Source organism: Catonella sp., from assembly GCF_057250765.1.
On record NZ_DBHIEC010000006.1, the window covers coordinates 58,478 to 80,349 of the forward strand.

Annotated in this window: 12 protein-coding genes; all 12 read right to left on the bottom strand. The window is 37.3% G+C overall.

Going from position 1 to position 21,872, the window contains the following annotated elements; genetic code table 11:
- Positions 1–140: 140 nt before the first annotated feature.
- The 12 genes from ACO6HM_RS04585 to ACO6HM_RS04640 all read right to left on the bottom strand — a co-directional run bounded on the left by ACO6HM_RS04585 (position 141) and on the right by ACO6HM_RS04640 (position 21,812).
- Positions 141–4,457, bottom strand: coding sequence for a SpaA isopeptide-forming pilin-related protein (locus ACO6HM_RS04585; RefSeq protein ID WP_485389980.1), 4,317 nt, complete (start codon positions 4,455–4,457; stop codon positions 141–143).
- A 369-nt stretch (positions 4,458–4,826) separates the two neighbouring features.
- On the bottom strand, positions 4,827–8,894 hold the full coding sequence (locus tag ACO6HM_RS04590; protein WP_485389981.1) for a SpaA isopeptide-forming pilin-related protein: 4,068 nt from the start codon (positions 8,892–8,894) through the stop codon (positions 4,827–4,829).
- Positions 8,895–9,166: 272 nt separating this feature from the next.
- Entirely contained in the window at positions 9,167–13,609 is a 4,443-nt protein-coding gene (locus ACO6HM_RS04595; RefSeq protein WP_485389982.1) for a SpaA isopeptide-forming pilin-related protein, read from the bottom strand.
- A 279-nt stretch (positions 13,610–13,888) separates the two neighbouring features.
- Positions 13,889–14,824, bottom strand: a complete 936-nt coding sequence (locus ACO6HM_RS04600) for an RluA family pseudouridine synthase (RefSeq protein ID WP_485390033.1) — start codon at positions 14,822–14,824, stop codon at positions 13,889–13,891.
- 22 nt (positions 14,825–14,846) lie between these two features.
- The gene (gene lspA, locus ACO6HM_RS04605; protein ID WP_485389983.1) at positions 14,847–15,386 is read right to left on the bottom strand and encodes a signal peptidase II; all 540 of its coding nucleotides are present in this window, start codon (positions 15,384–15,386) and stop codon (positions 14,847–14,849) included.
- A 2-nt stretch (positions 15,387–15,388) separates the two neighbouring features.
- Positions 15,389–16,498: a 3-dehydroquinate synthase gene (gene aroB, locus ACO6HM_RS04610; protein ID WP_485389984.1), complete on the bottom strand. Its 1,110-nt coding sequence runs from the start codon at positions 16,496–16,498 to the stop codon at positions 15,389–15,391.
- 15 nt (positions 16,499–16,513) lie between these two features.
- The gene (locus tag ACO6HM_RS04615; protein WP_485389985.1) at positions 16,514–17,851 is read right to left on the bottom strand and encodes a DivIVA domain-containing protein; all 1,338 of its coding nucleotides are present in this window, start codon (positions 17,849–17,851) and stop codon (positions 16,514–16,516) included.
- Positions 17,852–17,867: 16 nt separating this feature from the next.
- Positions 17,868–18,644, bottom strand: coding sequence for a YlmH family RNA-binding protein (locus ACO6HM_RS04620; RefSeq protein WP_485389986.1), 777 nt, complete (start codon positions 18,642–18,644; stop codon positions 17,868–17,870).
- A gap of 1 nt (position 18,645) precedes the next feature.
- Positions 18,646–19,200, bottom strand: a complete 555-nt coding sequence (locus ACO6HM_RS04625; RefSeq protein ID WP_485372524.1) for a cell division protein SepF — start codon at positions 19,198–19,200, stop codon at positions 18,646–18,648.
- Between the two features lie 22 nt (positions 19,201–19,222).
- A complete protein-coding gene (locus ACO6HM_RS04630) occupies positions 19,223–19,918 on the bottom strand; it encodes a YggS family pyridoxal phosphate-dependent enzyme (RefSeq protein ID WP_485389987.1) in 696 nt (231 codons plus the stop codon).
- Between the two features lies 1 nt (position 19,919).
- The gene (locus ACO6HM_RS04635) at positions 19,920–21,320 is read right to left on the bottom strand and encodes a biotin/lipoyl attachment domain-containing protein (RefSeq protein ID WP_485389988.1); all 1,401 of its coding nucleotides are present in this window, start codon (positions 21,318–21,320) and stop codon (positions 19,920–19,922) included.
- A 72-nt stretch (positions 21,321–21,392) separates the two neighbouring features.
- The gene (locus ACO6HM_RS04640) at positions 21,393–21,812 is read right to left on the bottom strand and encodes a twitching motility protein PilT (protein ID WP_208428649.1); all 420 of its coding nucleotides are present in this window, start codon (positions 21,810–21,812) and stop codon (positions 21,393–21,395) included.
- Positions 21,813–21,872: the final 60 nt, after the last annotated feature.

Genomic DNA, 21,872 nt, shown 5'->3' on the forward strand with positions numbered 1-21,872 from the left:
TATTTATACCAAAAATCCACGAAAAGTGCAAGTAAAAAAAACATACACAAAAATCATTTTATTCGTCACATTTGACAAATGTTTTGATTTTCGTGTATGTTTTGGTAACCTTTATCGGTATCTCTGTATTTTATACCTTATTACTCTTCTTCTTTACGTTTTCTAAATGTAAGGCCTGCCATAACTACAAGACCCATTCCTGCCACGTAGTACCAAACTGTAGATGCGCCACCTGTCTTAGGAAGTGCCTTGGTATGGCTCTTCTTTGCCTTAAATCCGTCTAAAGGTGTTTTATCCTTCTCAAAGATATACTCCTTTTCTCCATTTGGCTTGGTTTTCTTAACAACCTTACCCTGAGGAGTTCCATCATTTCCTATAACCTCAAATTCATCAGGACTGTTAGGGTCATTTGGATTTGGTGTATTGTTTATCGGATATGAAGGTATAGAAGGTGTTGGGTTTGGTGTATTAGGTGTTGTAGGATTTACCGGAATCAGTGGTGTTGGGTTCTCAGGTGTTGGAGGAACCACTGGCTTCTCAGGTGTTGGTGGTGTTACAGGCTTCTTCTTGTTAATAACAGTAAGTTCGTTATTCAAAAGTTTTGCCTTTTCTGCATAATCTCCTACTAATTCAGCCTTAAATCCGCCTTCAACCTTAACCACTTTAATCTTATATGGCTCTTTGTTGACAACATATCCTTCAGGAGCCTTAGTCTCAACAAGTTCATAGTCACCTGCTGTAAGATTCTCAATTCTGATAGCTTCATCTGTTACAGAGGTATATTTACCTACTTCTACCGCTGCATCAGTTGTAGCACCGAGCTTCTTAAGCGTAAACTCCGCTCCCGCAAGTCTGTTGCCATCTGCATCAGTCTTTATAAGGTTTAGACGCTCAGTAACCTTATCAATCTTCTTGTTGATAATCTTTAGCTCATTCTGCTCTAGTGTTGCAAGACCTGCATAATCGCCTATCAGTTCAACCTTAAATCCGTTTTCAAGCTCAATCACCTTAATTCTGTATGTAACATTGTTTGACTCATATCCTTCAGGAGCCTTTGTCTCAACAAGTTCATACTCTCCCGCTGTAAGCTCTTCAAACTTAATAGCTTTATTAGCAGATGTTGTAAATGTACCAATATTTTTTTCAGGTTTGGCAGCAGTTGCAAGCTTCTTAAAGCTAAACTCCGCTCCTGCAAGCTGATTTCCCTTTACATCAGTCTTAATTATCTGAATACGCTCATAAGGCTTGTTGTTTACATGACCATAAGCCTCTGCCTTGACCTGATGAGTTACTTTTACACTCTTACCTATTGTCTCACCATTCTCAATGAGCTTAACTTCATTGCTTAAGCTATCACCACGTGCAGCATTATCAGCAAAATCAGTTATGTAGGAAATCTTATAGGATGAATCATTATCCGGAATATTGATGCTCATTATACCGGTTTCATTGTTATAGGTAAATATAGTATTTGGGGCATCTGTAACTTCTACCGGATTGATAAAGTTACCGTCCTTATCAAACTCACCCTTCCATATCTTATAATTGTCTCCATCGAAAACAAGATTTGAAGAATTCTTCTCTTTTCTAAGAACGAGGTTTCCATTTATCTTATCTTCGATCTTTATTTTTGTTGCGTTGTTATCATTGTAGGTCTTATATGGTCTGTAGAATACATTCCACTTAATAAATCCATTGTCATCTACATTGATTTTATCCTTGCTGTCCTGTCCATCGTAGTTCTTCCAAAGGAATCTGTCGTCATACCATGAGTAATCCTGTCCTACTAAGGAATTACTTCCAATGTAAATTCTAGCATGATTGTATACTGTTCCTTTATTATTGACACGGTTACCTTCCTTAACCTTTATTTTCACAAAGACTACGTAAGGACCGTTTAATTTATTAAACGCAACTTGAAAGCCTTCGCTAGGTTTTCCATTAGGATTGATTACTATGTCTTCCTTTTTTAATTCTTCATCGCTAAGAGCATTACCAACTGCCTTAACAGTACTATTTCCAATTCTATAATCAGGATCATTCGTACCCTCATATTTAATAGCAGGAACACCCTTATAAATTAGTATTTCTTTATTATTCTCTGGGTTTAACTTATCCTCAACTATTGGAACAAAGGTAAAATCTTTATCCCAACTATAATTACTAAGAGAAGTATCATCCAGTATAACAGGACCGAGGTCGCCATACACATCCTTTATATTAGCGGCATTTACATTTATTCTAAAAACTACTGTTCTTGTATCTCTGTCGTATCCGACATCATTTTGCTTAACATCAATTTTCTCATTATCATCAAATACATCAGCATTTGTTGCTTCCGCATCAAGGTTTTTCAAGAAATTTCTTGCAGTTTTTGCAGAAATCACCTGTTTGCTGATAAGTTTTGAGTTATATCTGTAATATGCTGAATCCTGATATGTCACATAGCGTCCCTTTGTAAGCATAATGGTATTATACCCGGCTTTTTCATCACCTCCACTATACCACTGTGTCAGTATATCCTTATCTGCAATCATTGAACTAAACTTAGCAAAATTATCCACGCCAGGAACAAGCTTAAGTTCAAGAATGTGACCTACTACCTTTTCGTTTTTAACTATTTCGTAAACTGCGCTTGTAATACCAGCTGTAGAAACCGTCACTGGATTTTCAACATTTATAAGTTTCTGTTTTTTCCCTTCAAGAGGAATTATTGTGTCAAATTTTGCACCATTTGCAAGTGTAGTGACACTTGGATCACCCACCTTCTTTATGGTATAGCCATTCGCAGAATTTACTTCTGATTTGTTAGGTACTGTATTATTATCGAAGATGAAGGTATCATACATATAGTATTCGCCAGGAGCAGGAACGGTACTCTTATCAGCTCTAACTGTCCACTCAGGCTGAGGTCCTATATATTCTCCCTTATATGCATAGTACTTTTTCACATCTTCTGTCAGGGCCTGAGCATTTGCAGTCTTACTTATACTTCCGAAAGAACCACCACCTATAGGACTTGTTCTCACTTTCGCATGAAGCTTTGCCTTATAATTTACTTCTCCGTTCCAATACAGAAAAGCGTCATTTTCAAAATTTGCAGGACTTCCGTCAGGTTCAATAGCTGTCTCAATTGTAAGTAACACTCTTTCACTGACATCATTTATAGCAAACTTATGACCTTTTTCAGTTACTGTAGGAGTTACATTCTCTTTGGCTCCCCACTCTCCATTTTTCATCCTCTGAAAATATGCAGTAGTAAATTCTTGAGGAATTCTACCGGTCAAATCACTTTCAAGTTTATCAAGAACAGTAACATTACCAAGATTATAGTTTTCTTTGTTAAAATCTACAGTCCAAATAATCTTTTTGCCTGTAGAATCGATTGAGCCCAATTTTTCTCCGAATTGTGGGACAGCAACATTCGCAGTTGCATCTCTGTAACCACCACTAATCTGCCTTATAACTGCCCTATTATTATATGTTTTCGACAAATTAATAAAATCAACATAGCTGCTTAATGTTATAACTACCTTACCCACATTATCAGGATCTAAATCCTTATCCTGTATAGAATGGGAAACCCACTGATATTCAGGCATATTGCTCTGTTTTCTAGTGTATACATTTTCAGCTTCTTTACCATTAATCCTAAATGAGCCTTCAACATACTCTTTAGCTATGCGATTGCTAAGTGTATCTTCAAATTCATAATTTTTAAGACTAAGATACCTCTTTGGATTGGTTCCTGATATAAATCTTTCAACATTGATTGTCCAGTCTATTTTTCCGTTAATATAATCAAGTTTACCTACCTTATTTATATTTACAACATCTCTAATGTTGACTACTTCATATTCCTTATTCAGAAGTCTAATGCTCATCTTAGAATCTTCATACTTTGCAGTCTGTCCATCAACAGAAATTGTAATTGAAGCACCAATCTTTCCATCTCTTTTCTTAAATACAGCATCTGCTCCTGTAGAAAAGTCAAACTTCACCTTAAGGGTTCCATCAGAAGGATTAACTGTAAAGATTGCATCACATATTTTATCACCTGTATCTTTATCGTTTACTGGTATAGTCTTCTGTTTTAAAGTTTGATAGTTATCTTCAATATTTAAGCCCTGTCCCAAATCAAACTCAACAAAATCACCTTTATTTATACGCTTATCAGCAGGTGCATCAAGATCAAACACAGGGTCAAATTCAACATTTACCAAAATGTCCTTTGACATATCTACCTTGTCTTTGATTGGTTCATAAGTTGTTATGGTGCCTCCGTTGCCATAATCGTACTTTGGTTGTCTAAACTCTACTTTTGTTGTAGGTCTAACCAACTCAGTCTTATCATTTGCATCTGAAGCGAAAATAATGTTAGGTAGTTTTACTCCGGTTAGCACTATAGCAACCGTGAGTATCAGACCTAACAGTGCAGATCCATGTTTTTTCCACATACTTTCTCTCTCCTTTATAATTAGATTTCCGCCTCCTGCCATAAGCAGAAAGAAGTAAATGCCCATGTTTTGGATATCTATGGGTTACAAATAACACATTAAGTTATTTGTAATTTATTACTTGTAACATTTATATCAGAAATTCACGAAAACTGCAAGTAAAAAAAACATACACAAAAATCATTTTCTTTGTTACATCTAACAAAGAATTTGTTTTCTGTGTATGCTTTCGTGGTTTTATTCAGTAAGTCTGTAATCTAAGTAACTTGTTCACACTAATACTTTCTTTGTGCTTAGCTTTGTAATTAGCTTGTTACCTTATTCGTACTATATTTCTACTAACTTTGACTTATACTTGTGCTTATCTCATTACTTTTCTTTTTTACGTCTTATGAGTACCAAGCCACCTACAAGAACCAGACCGATTCCCGCAACATAGTACCAAACTGTAGAAGTACCACCAGTTTTTGGAAGGTTCTTCTTCGCTTTATTTCCACCTAAAGGAGTGTCATCATCATCTACTATCTGATTATTCTTTCCCTTTGGTTTATTGGTCTTTACAACCTTCCCCTGTGGTGTCTTATCTTCATCAACAACCACTCCATCTGGTGTCTTAGGATTATTAGGAGTTGGAGTTATAGTTGAAGGTGTTGTTGGGGTTATAGGTGTAGTTGGGGTTGGTGTAGGGGTTATAGGTATAACAGGTGTTGGATCCTCTGGTGTTGGAGTTACCGGAATTAAAGGTGTAGGGTTATCCGGTGTTGGTGGCACTACAGGTGTTGGATTAACTGGTGTAGGTGGTACCACAGGTGTTGGATTATCCGGTGTAGGAGGGTTAACAGGATTTGGAACATCAGGTGTCTTTTTATTAATAATACTAAGAACACCCTGATTCATCTTTGCCTTTCCTTCATAGTTGCCATCTAAAAGTACCTTTAATCCGCCATTTTCAAGCTCTACAACTTTTATCTTGTATACCACGCCATTTGATTCATAACCTACAGGTGACTTTGTCTCGGTAAGTTCATATTCACCAACTGTGAGGTTCTCAAACTTAACAGCAGAATTGGTTGCAGATATAACTGTTCCCATATCTCCTGCAGGGCTCTGTGCACTTGCAAGCTTCTTTAAGTTAAACTCAGCTCCTGCAAGCTCTGTACCTTCAGTATCTGTCTTTACTAACTGAAATGCACCATAGTTCATATCCTTAAGACTTCCCCAAGCATTGGCTTCAACCTTGTGGCTTACTCTTACTTCACTGCCTACCTGTTTGTCTTTCTCTATAAGAGCAACGCTATTCTCAAGAGATACATCCTTTGCTACGTCTTTTGCAAAGTCTGTGATATATGAGAATCTGTATCCTGCATTTCTGTCAGGAATATGCATAACCAGCTTCTTCTTTGCAAGGTCGTACTTGAATATTTCATCAAGTCCGGTAGTAATCTCTACCGGGTTAACAAAGTTACCAGCATCGTCATACTCACCCTTCCATACCTTGTAGTTATCATCTGCAAATATAAGCTTGTCTGTACCCTTTTCTTTTCTAAGCACAAGATAGCGGTTTAACTCATCCTCCAGTCTAACTGTAGCTGTATCGTTGGCAGCATATACTCTGTATGGCTTGTAGTACACATTCCAGTTGATGTAGCCATGTTCATCGATGAAGACCTTATCTGCATCATGGTTCTTCCAAAGGAATCTTTCATCATACTTTGCATATGCATTTTTAATAATAGCGGTATTGCCACCTTCAAGCATAATTGTGGCATTGTTCCATACCTCACCTTTTTCATTCAAAGGAAGATCATTTTTCATTACAGCCTTTACGAAGATAACATAAGGGCTGTCTATCTTGTCAAATGAAAAGGTAATTAAATCATCGTTATAACCATCTTTTCCGATCGTGGCCTCTATACCTTTGTCTGCTATTTCCTGATCTGAAAGAGGATTACCTACAGCATTTACCAGCGATCCTATCTTTCCTGTTATATCGTTAGAAAATGTAGGAATACTGCCATATCTCTGGTCTGCTTCGTTTGTATTGTTGTATTTTAGTGTAGGCTCGCCCTTGTATATAAGGAAGTACTTATTATCTTTTATTGGTGCCAGTTTTAGCTTGTAGCATAGTTTATCATTTAAGATAAACTTTCCTAAGTCACCATTTACATCCTTGATATCCTTTGCATTTACGCTGATTCTAAAGACTACAGATCTGGTATCTCTGTCATAAGCAGTGTCTCTGTTGTCAATTGCTCTGTTGTTTACAGCGTCATATACATTACTGTTTGTAGCCTCTGCGTTATAATCGGTAAGGAACTGCTTTGCTACCGACTTTGAGAGTACATGCTTATCCAAAAGCTTTGGCTGATAGTGGTATCCAACCAGCTTATCAAGCACTACGTGGGCTCCCTTTGTAAGAGCAAGGTAGTTCTGTACCTGATATACACCGTCATCACGGTCTAATACAACGAGGTCTTTGTCCATAACTCTTGACCTAAACTTAGCATAGTTATCTGTACCCTGCACAAGCTTAAGCTCAAGTATGTGGCCAACTAATACGCCACCCTTAAGGACTTCATATACTGAATTAGTGAGCCCGCTTGTAGCATCTGTGACAGGGCTTTCAGGATTAACAAGCTTCTGGTGTCTTTTATAGATTGCATTTTTTGATTTATTTGAAAATACCTTATCAAAGCCCACACCGTTTGCAAGAGCAGTAACGCTGTTGTCTCCTACTTTTCTTATGGAGAAACCATTAGCTGTATTTATTGTTTCTCTGTCAACACTTACACTATTATCAAAAATGAACGCATCGTACATATAGTAGTCGCCAGGAGTAGATACAGCATCCTTATTAGCTGTTACTGTCCACTCAGGTTCAAAGCCGATATAATCGCCCTTTCCACCAACATAGCCAAGTTCACCTTCTGGTGAGGCCTGGCTTTTAGCGGTCTTGTTAATCTCACCAAACTTGATATCTCCACCTGGTACAGTATAGATATCGGCATGTAGCTTAGTCTTATTCTTTACGTTATTCCACCATACGTATGCATCATTGCTAAAGTCTATACGGTAGTTGTCTGGCTCAATCTCTGTTTCGATAACAAGCTTAAATCTACCTGTAACATTAGGTATGGTAAATGTATGATTATCACCTGAAACCTCTGGTGTTATTTCAGTCTTAACACTACTAAAATCATATTTATCATAATCATAAGCCTGGATATATGCCTTCTTAAACTTCTGTGGTATCCTGCCCTGATTGTCCTTGGTAAGTTCATCAGATATTGTTACATCACCAAGCTCATACTTAGGGTAGTTGAAGTCTATAGCCCAGGTAATTGTCTTTGTATTGGCGTCATATGTACCTGTCTTACTACCCATTTTTCTAGCTGAAACACCGGTAGAAACACGCCATCTCTGGGATGTATTAAACTTAACCAGCTCAACGGCATTATAATAATAGCGATCTCCCCCGCTAAATTCACCACCAAAATTCACATCTGTACTGAATTTCACTACTGCCTTACTAGTATCAGCAGTATCTAAGTCCTCAGCCTTGATGGTATAGGACATGGCATCGGTATAATCCGTACCATATACTTTACCCACCTTTAAGCCTGATGTCTCATCTCTGGACTTATCATTGATTGTGAATGTGCCCGGTATATAGTTATTCCCCCACTCTCCCTGAGAGGTTGGATCCTCCAGAAAAGTATATCCTTCTATGCTAAGAGGCTGTCTTGGTTCAACACCCTTTACAAATCTTTTAGCTGTAATGGTCCAGTCAATCTTGGAGTTCTTTACATCAATTACACCGGTCTTTGTTAATTCAACATCACTGTCAATAACGCCAACCTTGTACTCTTTGCCAAATATCTTGATAACTTTCTCAGTGGTATTCTCATAATCAAACTTTGAAAGGTCCACATCTACCTTGATTGATGCTCCGATACCTGCACTTTCTTTATCAAATACCTTATCATCACTGTTTGAAAAATCAAACTTCACCTTAATATTACCTGATGCATCCTTTGTAAATATTGCATCACAAATCTTCACATTTAATGACTTATCATTAATAGGAATTACAACTTCATTGGCAGACGCATTGTCACCTGTAAACTTGAGCTTTTCACCCAAGTCAAACTGTACATAATCACCTTTTTTAATATAATTGCCTTCATTTAAGGTCTTGTTAAAAACAGCCGTAAATGAGATATCAACCTGGATATCTTTATCTGTGCTTATATCCCCTGTCACAGGCTTATAATCATTATATCCTTCCTTTTGCGAGATGGTTAGCTTTGCATCATTTACAATACTTGTTTTGTCATTTTCTGCAGCTAACACATAATCAGGAAGCCTTATTCCGGTAATGAATAAAGCCACAGTAAGTATTAGCCCAATAAGCGCAGAACCATGTTTTTTCCACATACATTCTCTCCTTATGTAATAATAGTTGCTCTGCAAATAAGCAGAATGTTACAGTTGCCCCCTCCTTGGGATAACAGGCTCAAAGCAAAATATTGCTTATTTCCCCATTACTTACTATCCTAATTTATACCAAATATAATAAAAATAATCAAGCTAAATAATAATTATTATATCCTAAAATTAATAAAAAACGAAGGTCATGCTGCCACATATATACAAACAGCACAACCTTCGTAAATTAGTTAATTAAAAGCATTTATAACCTTTACAAATTACTTTTCTTCTTTACGTCTCTTAAATACAAGACCTGCTACAAATACCATACCAATACCTGCAACATAGTACCAAACTGTAGAAGCTCCACCTGTCTTAGGAAGATTCTTCTTTGCTTTATTTCCACCTAAAGGAGTATCATCTTCATCAACTATCTGATCATTATTACCCTTTGGCTTATTGGTCTTTACAACCTTGCCCTGTGGGGTACCATCTTCATCAACAACCACTCCATCAGGTGTCTTAGGATTATTAGGAGTTGGAGTTATAGTTGAAGGTGTTGTTGGGTTTATAGGTGTAGTTGGGGTTGGTGTAGGTGTTATAGGTATAACAGGTGTTGGATTCTCAGGTGTTGGAGGTGTTGGTGTCTCCGGATTGACAGGAATAAGCGGTATATTAGGTGTAGGTGGGTTCACCGGAGGATTCACCGGAGGATTTACCGGTGGGTTTACCGGAGGATTTACCGGAGGGTTCACCGGTGGATTTACCGGTGGATTAGGAACATCAGGCTTTTTCTTGTTTATTACACTAAGTACATTCTGTTCAAACTTAGCCTTTCCTGTATAATCTCCTACCAATTCAAGCTTAAACTCTCTATCAAGCTCGTCTACCTTGAACTTGTAAGTAACACCGTTTGACTCATAGCCTTCAGGAGTCTGTGTCTCAGCAAGTTCATACTCGCCCGTTACGAGATTTTCAAACTTGATAACTGAATCAGTTGCTGACTTATATGTTCCTATCACAACTGCAGCATCTGTTGAAGCACCAAGCTTTTTAAGTGTAAATTCAGCCCCTGCAAGTCTTTCGCCATTTTCATCAGTCTTAACAACGCTAAGCGAAGCTTTAGCTTTAACAAACTTCTTATTGATTACAGTAAGTTCGTTCTCTGTAAGTTTTGCCTTTCCATCATACTTAGCAGCGCCATCAGAGAACTCTACCTTAAATCCACTTTCAAGCTGTGTAACCTTAATCTTATATACTATACCGTTTGAGTCATATCCATCAGGTGTCTTATCTTCAGTAAGCTCATACTCACCAGGTGTTAACTTCTCAATAACAATGGCTGATTTGGTAGCAGAATCAAATGTACCAATGTTCTTCTTTGGATTTGCTCCATTGGCAAGCTTCGTTAAAGTAAACTTTGCACCTGCAAGCTTTTCTCCATTCTCATCAGTTTTAACTATCTGGAGACGCTCATAGGTCTTATTGGTTAAGCTTCCCCAAGCTGTACCGTCAATCTTATGGTTAACTGTTACTGTACTGCCTATCTGCTTTGAGGTCTCTATAAGAGCCGCCTCATTACTTAATTTGTCACCAGGCTTTGCATTATCTGCAAAATCAGTTATATAAGAAATCTTATAAACTGTATCGTTATCAGGGATATTGATTACAAGCTTTTCAGCTGTTGTATCATAGGTGAAAATCTTGTCAAGGTTCTCTGTAATCTCAACAGGATTAACGAACTTTCCATCCTTGTCTATCTCACCCTTCCATATCTTGTAATTGTCTCCCTCAAATACGAGGTTTCCTGTACCCTTTTCTTTTCTAAGAACGAGATTTCCGTTTAACTTATCTTCGATTCTTAATTTGGTTTCATTGTTATCGTTATAAACCTTGTATGGTATGTAGTTAAGGTTCCACTTGATGTATCCGTTATCGCTTATATTAACCTTATCTCCATCCATTCCCTTTGTAAGGAATCTTCCGTCGTAATCAAAGGCTGCACTTCTATTAACGGTATACTTATCTAATGTTATTGTTACATTATTATTAGCAGTACCTATCTTATTGGTATACTGAGGTATGTCATTTCTAAGTTCAGCCTTCACAATAACTACATAAGGTCCATTAAGCTTGTCAAAGGTTACATTAAGCTGATTCTTTATATTGTTATAGTCCTTAACAACCTCGCCGCTTATTCCTTCTGACTTAAGCTGAACGTCAGTAAGAGCAATGCTAGTAGCAGATACTACATTGGTTGATACAATTGAAGTCAAAGTATCATTTGTTCCAGGATACTTATCTGCAGAAGTTCCTTTATACACAAGGAAATATTTGTCATTTGCAGGGTTTGTTTCATCCTTTTTGATTGGAGAAAACTGGAACTCATAAGGAAGCCTATCCTTAAGTACAAACTTACCTATATCACCATCAACATCCTTTATATCGGCAGCGTTCACACTAATCCAAAAGTATACAGACTTAGTCTCTCTATCATAAGCTATTTCTTTATTGTTCTTTGCCGCTCCTTTATAACCCTGATAAAGAGAATTGGCTGTAGCATCATAAATATCAGTATTTGCAGCTATAGCATCATAATCTTTTTGGAACTTTTTAGCTGCATCTCTTGAAAGAGTGCTCTTAGCCAATATTCTTGAAAGATAACGGTATCCTGCATCTTTTGTAAGCAGTAACTTACCGTTTTTAGCAAGAACTACTCTGTTTGTAACAGGAGAACCATTATAAGTATTTTCATTTACAAGAGCAGATCTCTCCATAATCCTTGACTTAAATGTAGCTTTATTATCTACTCCAGGTACAAGCTTAACCTCAAGTACATGCCCTACTGTCTTTCCATCCTTAACTATTTCATAAACTGCATTAGTAATACCGTCAGTCTTAGTTGTTAATGGATCATTGATATTTAGGAGTTTCTGATGCGTTCCGCTTTCAGGCATTATTTTTGCAAGTGATACATTGCCTGCAAGCGTTGTAGTTCCGGCATCTCCAACCTTTTTAAGAGAAAAACCATTCCCTTCATTTACAGTCTTCTTGTTTATTGCAACATTCTCATCAAAAATGAGTACATCGTACATATAGTAGTCCCCTGTACCTACAGGAACAACTTTGCTGTCTGCTGAAATAGTCCACTCAGGTTCAAATCCAACAAACGAATGCCAGAAGGAGTGATTTTTAGCGGACTTATCGATATCACCATAAGTCTGTCCACCCGGAAGAGTTGTGGATACACTGCCATTTAATTTAACCTTGTACTCTTCTTTATCATTCCACCATACATAGGCATCATTGTCAAAATCAGCACGAACGCTGTCAGGTTCAATTTCAGTCTCAAATGTAAGCTTTATCTTTTCCTTAACATCATCAATGCTGAATGTATAATTGTTCCCTACGTAAGAGATAGCAGTTAATGTGCTCGCTGCTCCCCAAGTTTTGTTAGCTTCATCCCATCTCTGAATCTTAGCATTTAAGAACTTCTGATCTATTCTTCCTGTTCTGTCAGGTGTGAATTCATCAGATACCTTAACAGTTCCAAGTTCATATGCAGGCTCGTTAAACTCAACTGTCCAGATAATCTTCTTACCGCTATCGTCTATCTTACCTTCTTTTTTACCAAACTTTTCATAATTAACACTTGCCCAAACATCGGCACTTTCACCACTACCATAAGGCTTAGAAACCTGAGCCCTGTTGGAGTTAGTAGTATTTATATTGCCATATTGATTTACTCCAAGATTTGCAACTGTGCTGAGAGTAACAACTGCCTTTCCTACATTTGCAGCATCTAAATCAGCTGCAGTAATTATATACTCATAATCAGCTGATCCATTTTTGTAAATATGTAATGTGCCATCAACATAATCATTTGATTCTTCTACAAGTCTGTTCTTAATCTTAAAAGTTCCTCTGATGTAATCACCAAACTTAACACCATTTACGGTCTCAGTTGTTGGGAGGTCACGAACCTTGTATCCCTCGAGGCTTAATGGTTTATCAGGCATACCTTTGACATGTCTGTCAATTTCAATAGTCCAGTCTACCTTATGGTTTTTAGGATCAAGTTTACCTGTTTTAGTAAGCTTTAACTCTCCTTCAATATAACCAACTTCATAGTCTTTACCAAAAAGCTTGATTGTCTTTTCAGAATTCTTCTCCCAATTAAGCTTGGTTATATCAGGCTTTACTGATACACTTGCACCTACCTTACCGCTCTTTTTCTCAAAAACAGCATCATCTGAATTTGAAAAGTCAAATTTAACTGTGATATGTCCTGTTGTAGGATCCTTTGTGAATACCGCATCACAGATTTTTAGCTTAGATTCACTATCAGTAATAGGCAAAGTCAGTGAGTTTGCAGTTTCGTCAGCTCCAGCAAACTTAAGTCTGTCGCCTAAGTCAAACTGAACATAGTCTCCTTTGTTGATACGTTCATCAGGCTGAAGATCCTCGTCAAATATTGCCTCGAATGACATCTCGACCTTAATTTCGTTTCTCGTGTCAATCTGGGTAGCATCTTTTATTGGTGTATAATTACCCCCGCTATCCTTTTGACTAAGTACAAAAGTTGTACTATCCTTGCCTGCTACCAGGCTTGTCTTGTCGCTGCCTGCTGCTGCTACATACTCAGGAAGCTTTATGCCTGTTATGAATAAAGCTATCGTAAGTATTAGCCCAAGAAGCGCAGAACCATGTTTTTTCCACATACTTTTTCTCCTTTTAGTTGTTTACAATCTCCGTCAGCAAGTAGAAGTGATATCCCCTCCTTGAGAAATAGATAAAAATAGATAAAATTATTTAGCTACATTTTATCCCTATTAATATTAATACCATATTTAATAAAAACTTGCAATCAAAAAAAACAAAAAAAAATACACAAAAAACATTAAAATAAGTACATTACACATTATATAATGTTTTTCATGCATTCTTTTGTAACCTATCTGTAACCATTTTTTATGGAATTGCTTATTTAACAAAGTAAACTACAAACTTAACTTTGTTAACAACTTTATAAAATATTCAGGTAAAGGCGCATGGAACTCCATATACTCCTTCGTTCTTGGATGGATGAATCCAAGCATCTCAGCATGAAGAGTCTGGCCTTCAAGCTTAAAAGGATTCTTTGCTACACCATATACATTATCTCCAAGCAGTGGATGGCCTATACTTGTCATATGAACTCTAATCTGATGCGTTCTGCCTGTTTCGAGTACACACTCAATATGGGCAAAATTATTGCCATTTGGAGAGGAATAGTTCTTTATGACCTTATAATGTGTAATTGCAGGCTTGCCATTAGGTACTATAGCCATCTTTTTTCTATCATTCTTAGACCTTCCTATTGCTCCCTCTATCTTTCCTTCATCATCCTTGAATGTTCCATAGACAATGGCCTGATATTTTCTTTTAATACTGTGTTCTTTTAACTGTTCCGCTATAAATCTATGAGACGCATCATTCTTACAGGCTATTACTACACCTGTGGTATCCATATCAATCCTATGTACTATACCGGGGCGCAGTTCTCCATTTATGCCCGAGAGGTTGTCCCTGCAATGAAACATCAGTGCATTGACAAGGGTTCCGGTGTAATGACCTGCTGCAGGATGGACTACCATTCCTTTGGGTTTATTTACAAGGATAACATCTTCATCCTCATATAGAATATCAAGCGGTATATCCTCAGGAAGTATCTTGACATCCTTTACTGGAGGTAGATTAACTGTAATGGCAGCACCGTTATATACCTTAAAGCTACCTTTAACTATTTTCCCTGCAACCTGTACTCTGCCCTCATTTATTAGGTTTTTAAGATATGACCTGGAGTAATCAGTGAGAGTTTCAGACAGATATTTGTCTATTCTTTCCCCCTCTTCCTCTGAGTTTAGCTCAATGATGTCATCAGAATCCTCATCCATTTCTATATCGTATGTTTCTATTTTACTGTTTTGTTTCATCCTTCACCTTACCAAGCATCTTATCAAAGTCATCATCCTTATAATAAAAAATACCGAGAAATATCATTGCACAAGCTGCTACAGTCACATAGCAGTCAGCCACATTGAAGATAGGGAAATTAATAAGTTCAAAGTATAGAAAATCGATAACATAGCTGTGACCATACTTAACCATAGTGAGTACTCTGTCTCCAAAGTTTCCCAATGCTCCTGCAAGCAAAAGAACCAGCGCATAATGAAAAAAACTATATCTTTTCTCGTACACTAACTTTCTAAGCATAAATATAACCAGTGCCACCACAGCTATCGTAATGACAATAAATATCCAAAAACCACCTTGAAGCATACCAAATGCTGCTCCGGAGTTGCCACCTTCAAGTAGGGTAAAACTAAACACACCAGGTATTATATCAAAGCTGCCATTTGACAGAAACTTTACCGCCAACTGTTTGGTCACAAAATCAATGGCAACCAAAATAACAACAGCAATCATTTCAAAAAGAAAAATCTTATTTTTATTCATACCTAACCTTCAAATACCTCATTTATTCCAAGCATTAGCTCTTCATCAGTCACATCTCTGTAGATTTCTGCTCTTCCTATCTCCGTAGTCAAAACAAACTTAATCCTTCCACCCTGCATCTTTTTATCTGACTTTGTTGCAGATAGAATGTCTTCTTTGCTAAAAGCTATTTCAGATAAATTAATCCTTCTAAACAGCTTGAAGCTCACAAGTATGTCTTTCATACCAGAAAACTCTTCCTCCGACATAAGTCCACGGCTAAGAGCAATTCGTGCTGCGGCTACCATGCCCAATGCAACACATTCTCCATGAAGGAGCTTAAACTCCATTAGTTTCTCGATTGCATGTCCTATAGTATGCCCATAGTTTAATATTGCTCTAAGCCCTTCTTCTAATGGGTCTTTCTCTACCACTTCTTTTTTTATTCTACAAGAGTGGAATATGATATACTCCAGAGTTAAATAGTCTTTGTCTAACACTTTATTTGCATTATCCCTAAGATAGTCTATGAACTTTCTATCATAAATATAACCATATTTGATGACTTCAGCCATACCTGATAGATATTCTCTTTCAGGCAGTGAAATCAAAGTATTGACATTCATATATACAAGTTTTGGTTGATGGAAAGCTCCTACCATGTTTTTATAGGAGAGAAAGTCAACTCCTGTCTTACCGCCAACACTTGAATCTGACATGGCAAGTAAGGTAGTAGGAATCTGTGCAAATCTTATTCCCCTAAGATATGTAGCTGCGCTAAACCCTGCCAAATCTCCCACAACTCCACCGCCTATAGCAAGTATTACATCATTTCTTTCAAATTTCTCTTTTATAAGTTTCTCATATAGCTTGTAAACTGTAGACAGATTTTTGTTATCTTCTCCTGCAGTAAATGTAAAACTACTTACTATCTTATTTGTATTCGATAATAACCTAGAAACTTCATCCTTAAAGTATCCATCTGTGTTCGAATCAAATACCATCATATATTTATTGCATGTAGCAAAAACTACTGATAATATATCCGCTAATTTGATAAAATCAGGCTCAATGACTATGTTATAGGGGTCATCTACGCCTGAATTTATCTCAACATTAAGTATTTTACTCATATTTCCCTTTACAATTTAAAGCCTGTTATCATTAAAAGTTTCATCATCAGCACTCAGGATGTCACGAGGTATTCTGTTAATAAGATTTTCATTTACAGAAGTCGATTGCTCTCTTAAATTCTGCATCCTATCAATTTCCTGTCTTGTCTTTTCTTCTGCTGCAATCTTTCTTGCAAGAAGCACTCTTCTTTCCTGTGCATTCATCTCTCCCGCGCGTAAGTTGCCTGCAGACTGGCTCTTTGCTGCAGAAGAAAGCATCTCTACAGCAGTAGGTACTGACTCATGTGGATGTACTTCTTCTGCCGCAGCTTTTAATTCGGATGCAGGGCTGACATCAGTGACAGGCTTTGACTCATTTAAGTGCTTGTCATCCGCTGTTCTTACTCCTTGAATAGTACGAGTCTGTGCAAAATGTCTTGCATCACTAACGGTAGCTGATTCTGAGGCAGGTCTAGCGCCCTGTGCCGGTTTTGCAGAAGGAGTTATCTTTGGAACTTTAACAGGCTTAATTTCCTGAGTAGGTACGGTTTTAGCTACAGTATTTTCCTGTACAGGCTTTACTTCACTTGCTTTTTTTGCTTCCTGCATTGGTTTTGCAGAAGTCATCGGTTTTACTCCCTGGACAGGCGTTCCTGCAGAAGCAGGCTTTGCTTCCTGTACAGGTTTTGTGGCAGTTTTATGCTTCAATTCAGGAACATGATCTACATCTTCCTCTTTGATTTTCTCCATTACTGCTTCAAATTCATCTTTTTCTACATCTTCTTCATCATCTGAAGCTTCTTTGTCCGACAAAAAGTCAGCAATGTTCTCATCTACCTCGGATGTATTGTCCTCTTCCTCAGGTATTGCATTTCGTGCATCTTCAAGTTCATCCTTAAGCTTTAAATATCCATCCAAATCATTAACAGATATCTTGTAGGTGTCACTATTAATAAGGTCTAACTGTGTGGTAATAAGGTTCTTAACATAAGACTTATACAGCTCAAATCTTCTGTTTAGCTCATCAGTCTGCCTGTATATAGCATCCAAATCAGCCTTTGCTTTGGTAATTATCGAATCCGCTCTTGAACGCGCAACCTTTTCAATAATTTTAGCATTATTAAGTGCCTTCTCCTTCTTTTCATCAGCTGTCTTTTGAGCAAGCACCAGCGACTTCTGCAGGGTCTTTTCTATTGACTTATAATACTGCATACCCTCACTTAAAGTAGTTAATTTCTCTTTAAGCTCAGTATTTTCCCTGTTTACCTCTTCGAAAGACTCAACAATTTCATTTACGAAATCATCTACGCTCTTTTTCGTATAGCCAATACCCTTCTTAAATTCATGGTTCTTTATCTCGTTTAGTGAAAGCATAATCCCCTCCTGCAAATTAACAATATTTTCCGATATGAATCTGTAGCCTGTCTTTTTTTGTTTTTCCTAAACTTCCATAAAAAATAAATTTTCCAAAACCTCTTACGGATATTACATCACCTTCCGATACCTGATAATGGCTTGATGATGAAGCTGCAGAATTAACAGCAACCTTATCTCCATCAATCAGTGCCTTTACCTTAGTCCTAGAAAGGTTAAGAGCCTCTCCAATTATTACATCCAGTCTAAGTGATGGTACAGTACCATACTTGTCTTCAATCCGTCTGCAAACCATAACTTCGTCTGCAGATGTCCTTTCTGCACTTACATTACATCTTCCGATCTGCCTGAGTTCACTTATGAGAAAATCTGTAATCTTATCCTTACAGAATACAAAGGCCTTAACTATACTGCCATTTTCTGACTCTGTGAAGATATCTCCTATAAGCTTTCTCTCTATTCCAAGCCCCAGTATGGCCCCAAGAAAGTCTCTGTGTGTAAGCGAGTTATTTTCATACTTTACACTCTTTATAAGTATTTCAATACACTCAATTGGGAACTTAATATCTTCTCTATCCTCATACGATGCAGGAAAACAAACCATGACTCTCTCTGCGTCTTCTAAGCCTCCATATAGGAAAAACCTTCCTAACGGAAGGTCTGCCACCTGTCTTTTTAAAATTGCAACTTCCCTGTTATTAAGAAAATCTGAAAAAACACTTATATCTCTGGCAAAAGACAGCTTTGCCAGGTCTAGCAAATGCCTGAATACTAAATTTTCTTCCTTATCCATATTACTGTCCATTTAACTTTGGTACAGCAAAGAGAGTATCAATAAGCTCCTCTTCATTTTCAACTGAAAGCTCAACGTTCTCAGGTGATATGATATAAACATACTTAGACACAGCTCTGAACTTCCCGTTGATTGCATGCATCGTTCCAAAAACAAAATCCACTATACGCTGTGCTTCCACAGTATCAAGTGCTTCGAGATTGAGGGCAACAATAGAGCCAGCAAGCAACTTATCACAAATGTCTTCAACCTCATCAAATCCCTTAGGGAGCTTTACACAGACTTCAGTTCCGCCTTTTCCGCTCTTTTTAATAGGTATAACCTTGCGGTTATCCTTTGGAGCAGCTGTTTTCTTCTTTTTCTCAAAGAATGAAGGCTCTTCGTCTTCATCCTCCTCATCGTAATCATCATCATAGTCGTTTCTTCTAAGCTGTCTGGATCTTGAAGACTCTAAACGCTCTTCTTCAAGCTCATCTTCATAATCCTCATCATAGTCATCATCATAGTCGCTGCCGTCTTTGAATGACGTAAACATATGGCTAATCTTCTTAAACATAAACACACTCCTATTATTAATCTCAAATCGAATAGTCTCTGTGACCGAATATTCCGGTACCCACCCTAACAAGAGTAGCTCCTTCTTCAATTGCCGTTTCATAGTCACCGGTCATTCCCATCGAAAGGACATTCATACTCACATTATGAATGTTTTTGCTATTCAAGTCAACCATTATTTTATTAAGATTTTTAAAATATTTACGATTTTCTTCAGATTCTTCCGCAATAGGTGCTACTGTCATCAATCCTTTCACTCTTATATGCTCGAATTTTGCCACTTCTCTAATAAAATCCTCCACATTTTCAGGCAGCACACCGAACTTGGTATCTTCTCCTGCGATATTTACTTCCACAAGTACATCCACAATCACTCCTCGTTTGACTGCTTCCTTTTCAAGTGCTTCTGCAAGCCTAATGCTTTCAAGTGAGTGTATTAAAGATACCTTTCCTACTACATATTTTACTTTGTTAGTCTGAAGATGGCCTATCAGATGCCAATCAAGAGAATCGTCAATCTTCTCCATCTTGTCTTTAAGCTCTTGAACCTTGTTTTCTCCAAATGACCTTATCCCGCATCTCATAGCTTCTTTGACAGCCTCTACAGGATGAGTCTTACTAACCGCTATAAGTTTTACTTCTTCTCTTTTTCTTCCTGCCCGCTTACATGCAGCTGCAATGTTTTCTTCAACTAATCTAAGATTATCAGATATTTCCATATTACTCCTTATCCATCTTATCAGCATTAAGAATTATATTGTCATATTCACTTAAATTATAGCCTTTATCTATAGGGATGAGATAATATTCACTGTTGTCACCTGCTGCATTGTCGGTATCAGGCTCTACGTGCCTGAATCTCGGATAACCGTTATTAATATTATATACACCCTTCATAAGCTTGGTAGAACTGATTGTATATGTATTTTGACTATTGGCAGCCATTAGCTCATCTCCCGGCTTAAAGCCCTCATTTACATCTACATACACCATTTTCTTCTTGGTATCCCTGTAGCAGATATCAGTCTCAACATACTTGGTCACTGTTTCTCCATTATTATTAGTACTGCGCAGGGTAAATCCTCCTGTCCTGTTGCCGCCTCCATTCATATAGTATTCTTCAGGAATCTCATATACCTGTCTTTCAACCACAGAAGACTTAGGCACTTTGAGACCGGTTATGCTCTTTAGCACAATATACACATTCACAAATCTCTTATCGGCATAGTCAACCATATAGTTGTAAAACGTCAGCACCAGATAATTGCTTCCGTTTATTTCAGTAATATCCGCCTTTGCCTTTGCATTAAATCCCTTGTTGTCAACATTAACGTCCACATAGCCTTTATCCTTAAGCAGTTCTATCTGAGTTTCATTGACAGGAACCACTACCTTCCAGGTTTCATCCGAAATAAGCTTGTACACAGGAACTCCCGCCTCAACCTTGCCATCATTTTCAGTAGCTATTTTAAGTATATAGCTATTCTGCTTTTCAAATATATCGGATGTAATATTATCTTCAGTAAGATTCTCAAGCCCGTCAGCTCCATAGACCACAATACCGCTGTCACTTGCGGAGCTAACACTAAAAGAGCCCTTTGCGTCAGAAGACTTTTTAAGTGAAGCCATAATCTTTTTGCCCGAGGTAGTCATAACAGTCTCTTTCATAGACTCTTTAAGACCATAGGTGCTAAGGAAATTATCATCTCTGTTTATCTGGAACTGATGAAGTATTCCTGCAATTCTCTCTCCTGACTCATCGCTTTGGTCGTCAGCAGTAAGCTTTGAATATATTTTTCCTGTCTTGTCTATGGAAAATACTGCTTCTTTTCTTCTCACCCTTGAGTTTCCGTTCACATAATAATTGATATATCCTGCTTCTTTTGATTTTACTACATTTTCATTTCTTAAAGCTAATCCGGTAGTATTGATAACCTCCGTCTTTTCATCACTTACTACTCTGTATATTGAGGTCTTTTCTCTTAGCATATAAGAAATAGTGTGCCCTAATATATAAATCAATATGATTCCAAAAACAACAAAGCCTACATGGAATTGATTTTTCCCACCGTATCGTACAACATTACTTTTCCTTCTCTTTGTCATCTTTCTTTCTGCCAATATCTATTCCTCCAAACAAACAAACTGCCACACCAAAAATAATGTGACAGTCTGTAAAATAAAGCAATAATCTTATAAGGAAACCAGCACATTACGCTTATATTCCTCAGGAAGTTCCTCACTCTTAACAGAAAGACTGAGAATAATGTCCACACTGTATTTATCTGCAACCTGAATAATCTTATCTAATACAGGCTTCATTGTTTCCTTATCTGTCAAGGAAATCTTAAGGAAGCTATCAAGGAAAATGGCCTCAAGATCGTGGTCCTGAGAGATAATTCCGCAAACAAATCCAATAAATTCCCCGGAATTCTCTACAAAGAAATCCTTCACATTTATAAGACGGATCTTATTGTTGAGCTCATACATATGAGCAAGATCCTTGTCAAGAAATACAACATTACCACCTGAAGTTTTCACTGCTTCATTGGCCTTATCGAGTATTACTTTAGTCTTACCTTTTCCCTTTTCCCCACAAATAATATTTACCATAGTAAAACCCTCCTTTATATGAAAAAGTTTATTAAGCACTAATATTATATGTCAAAATAC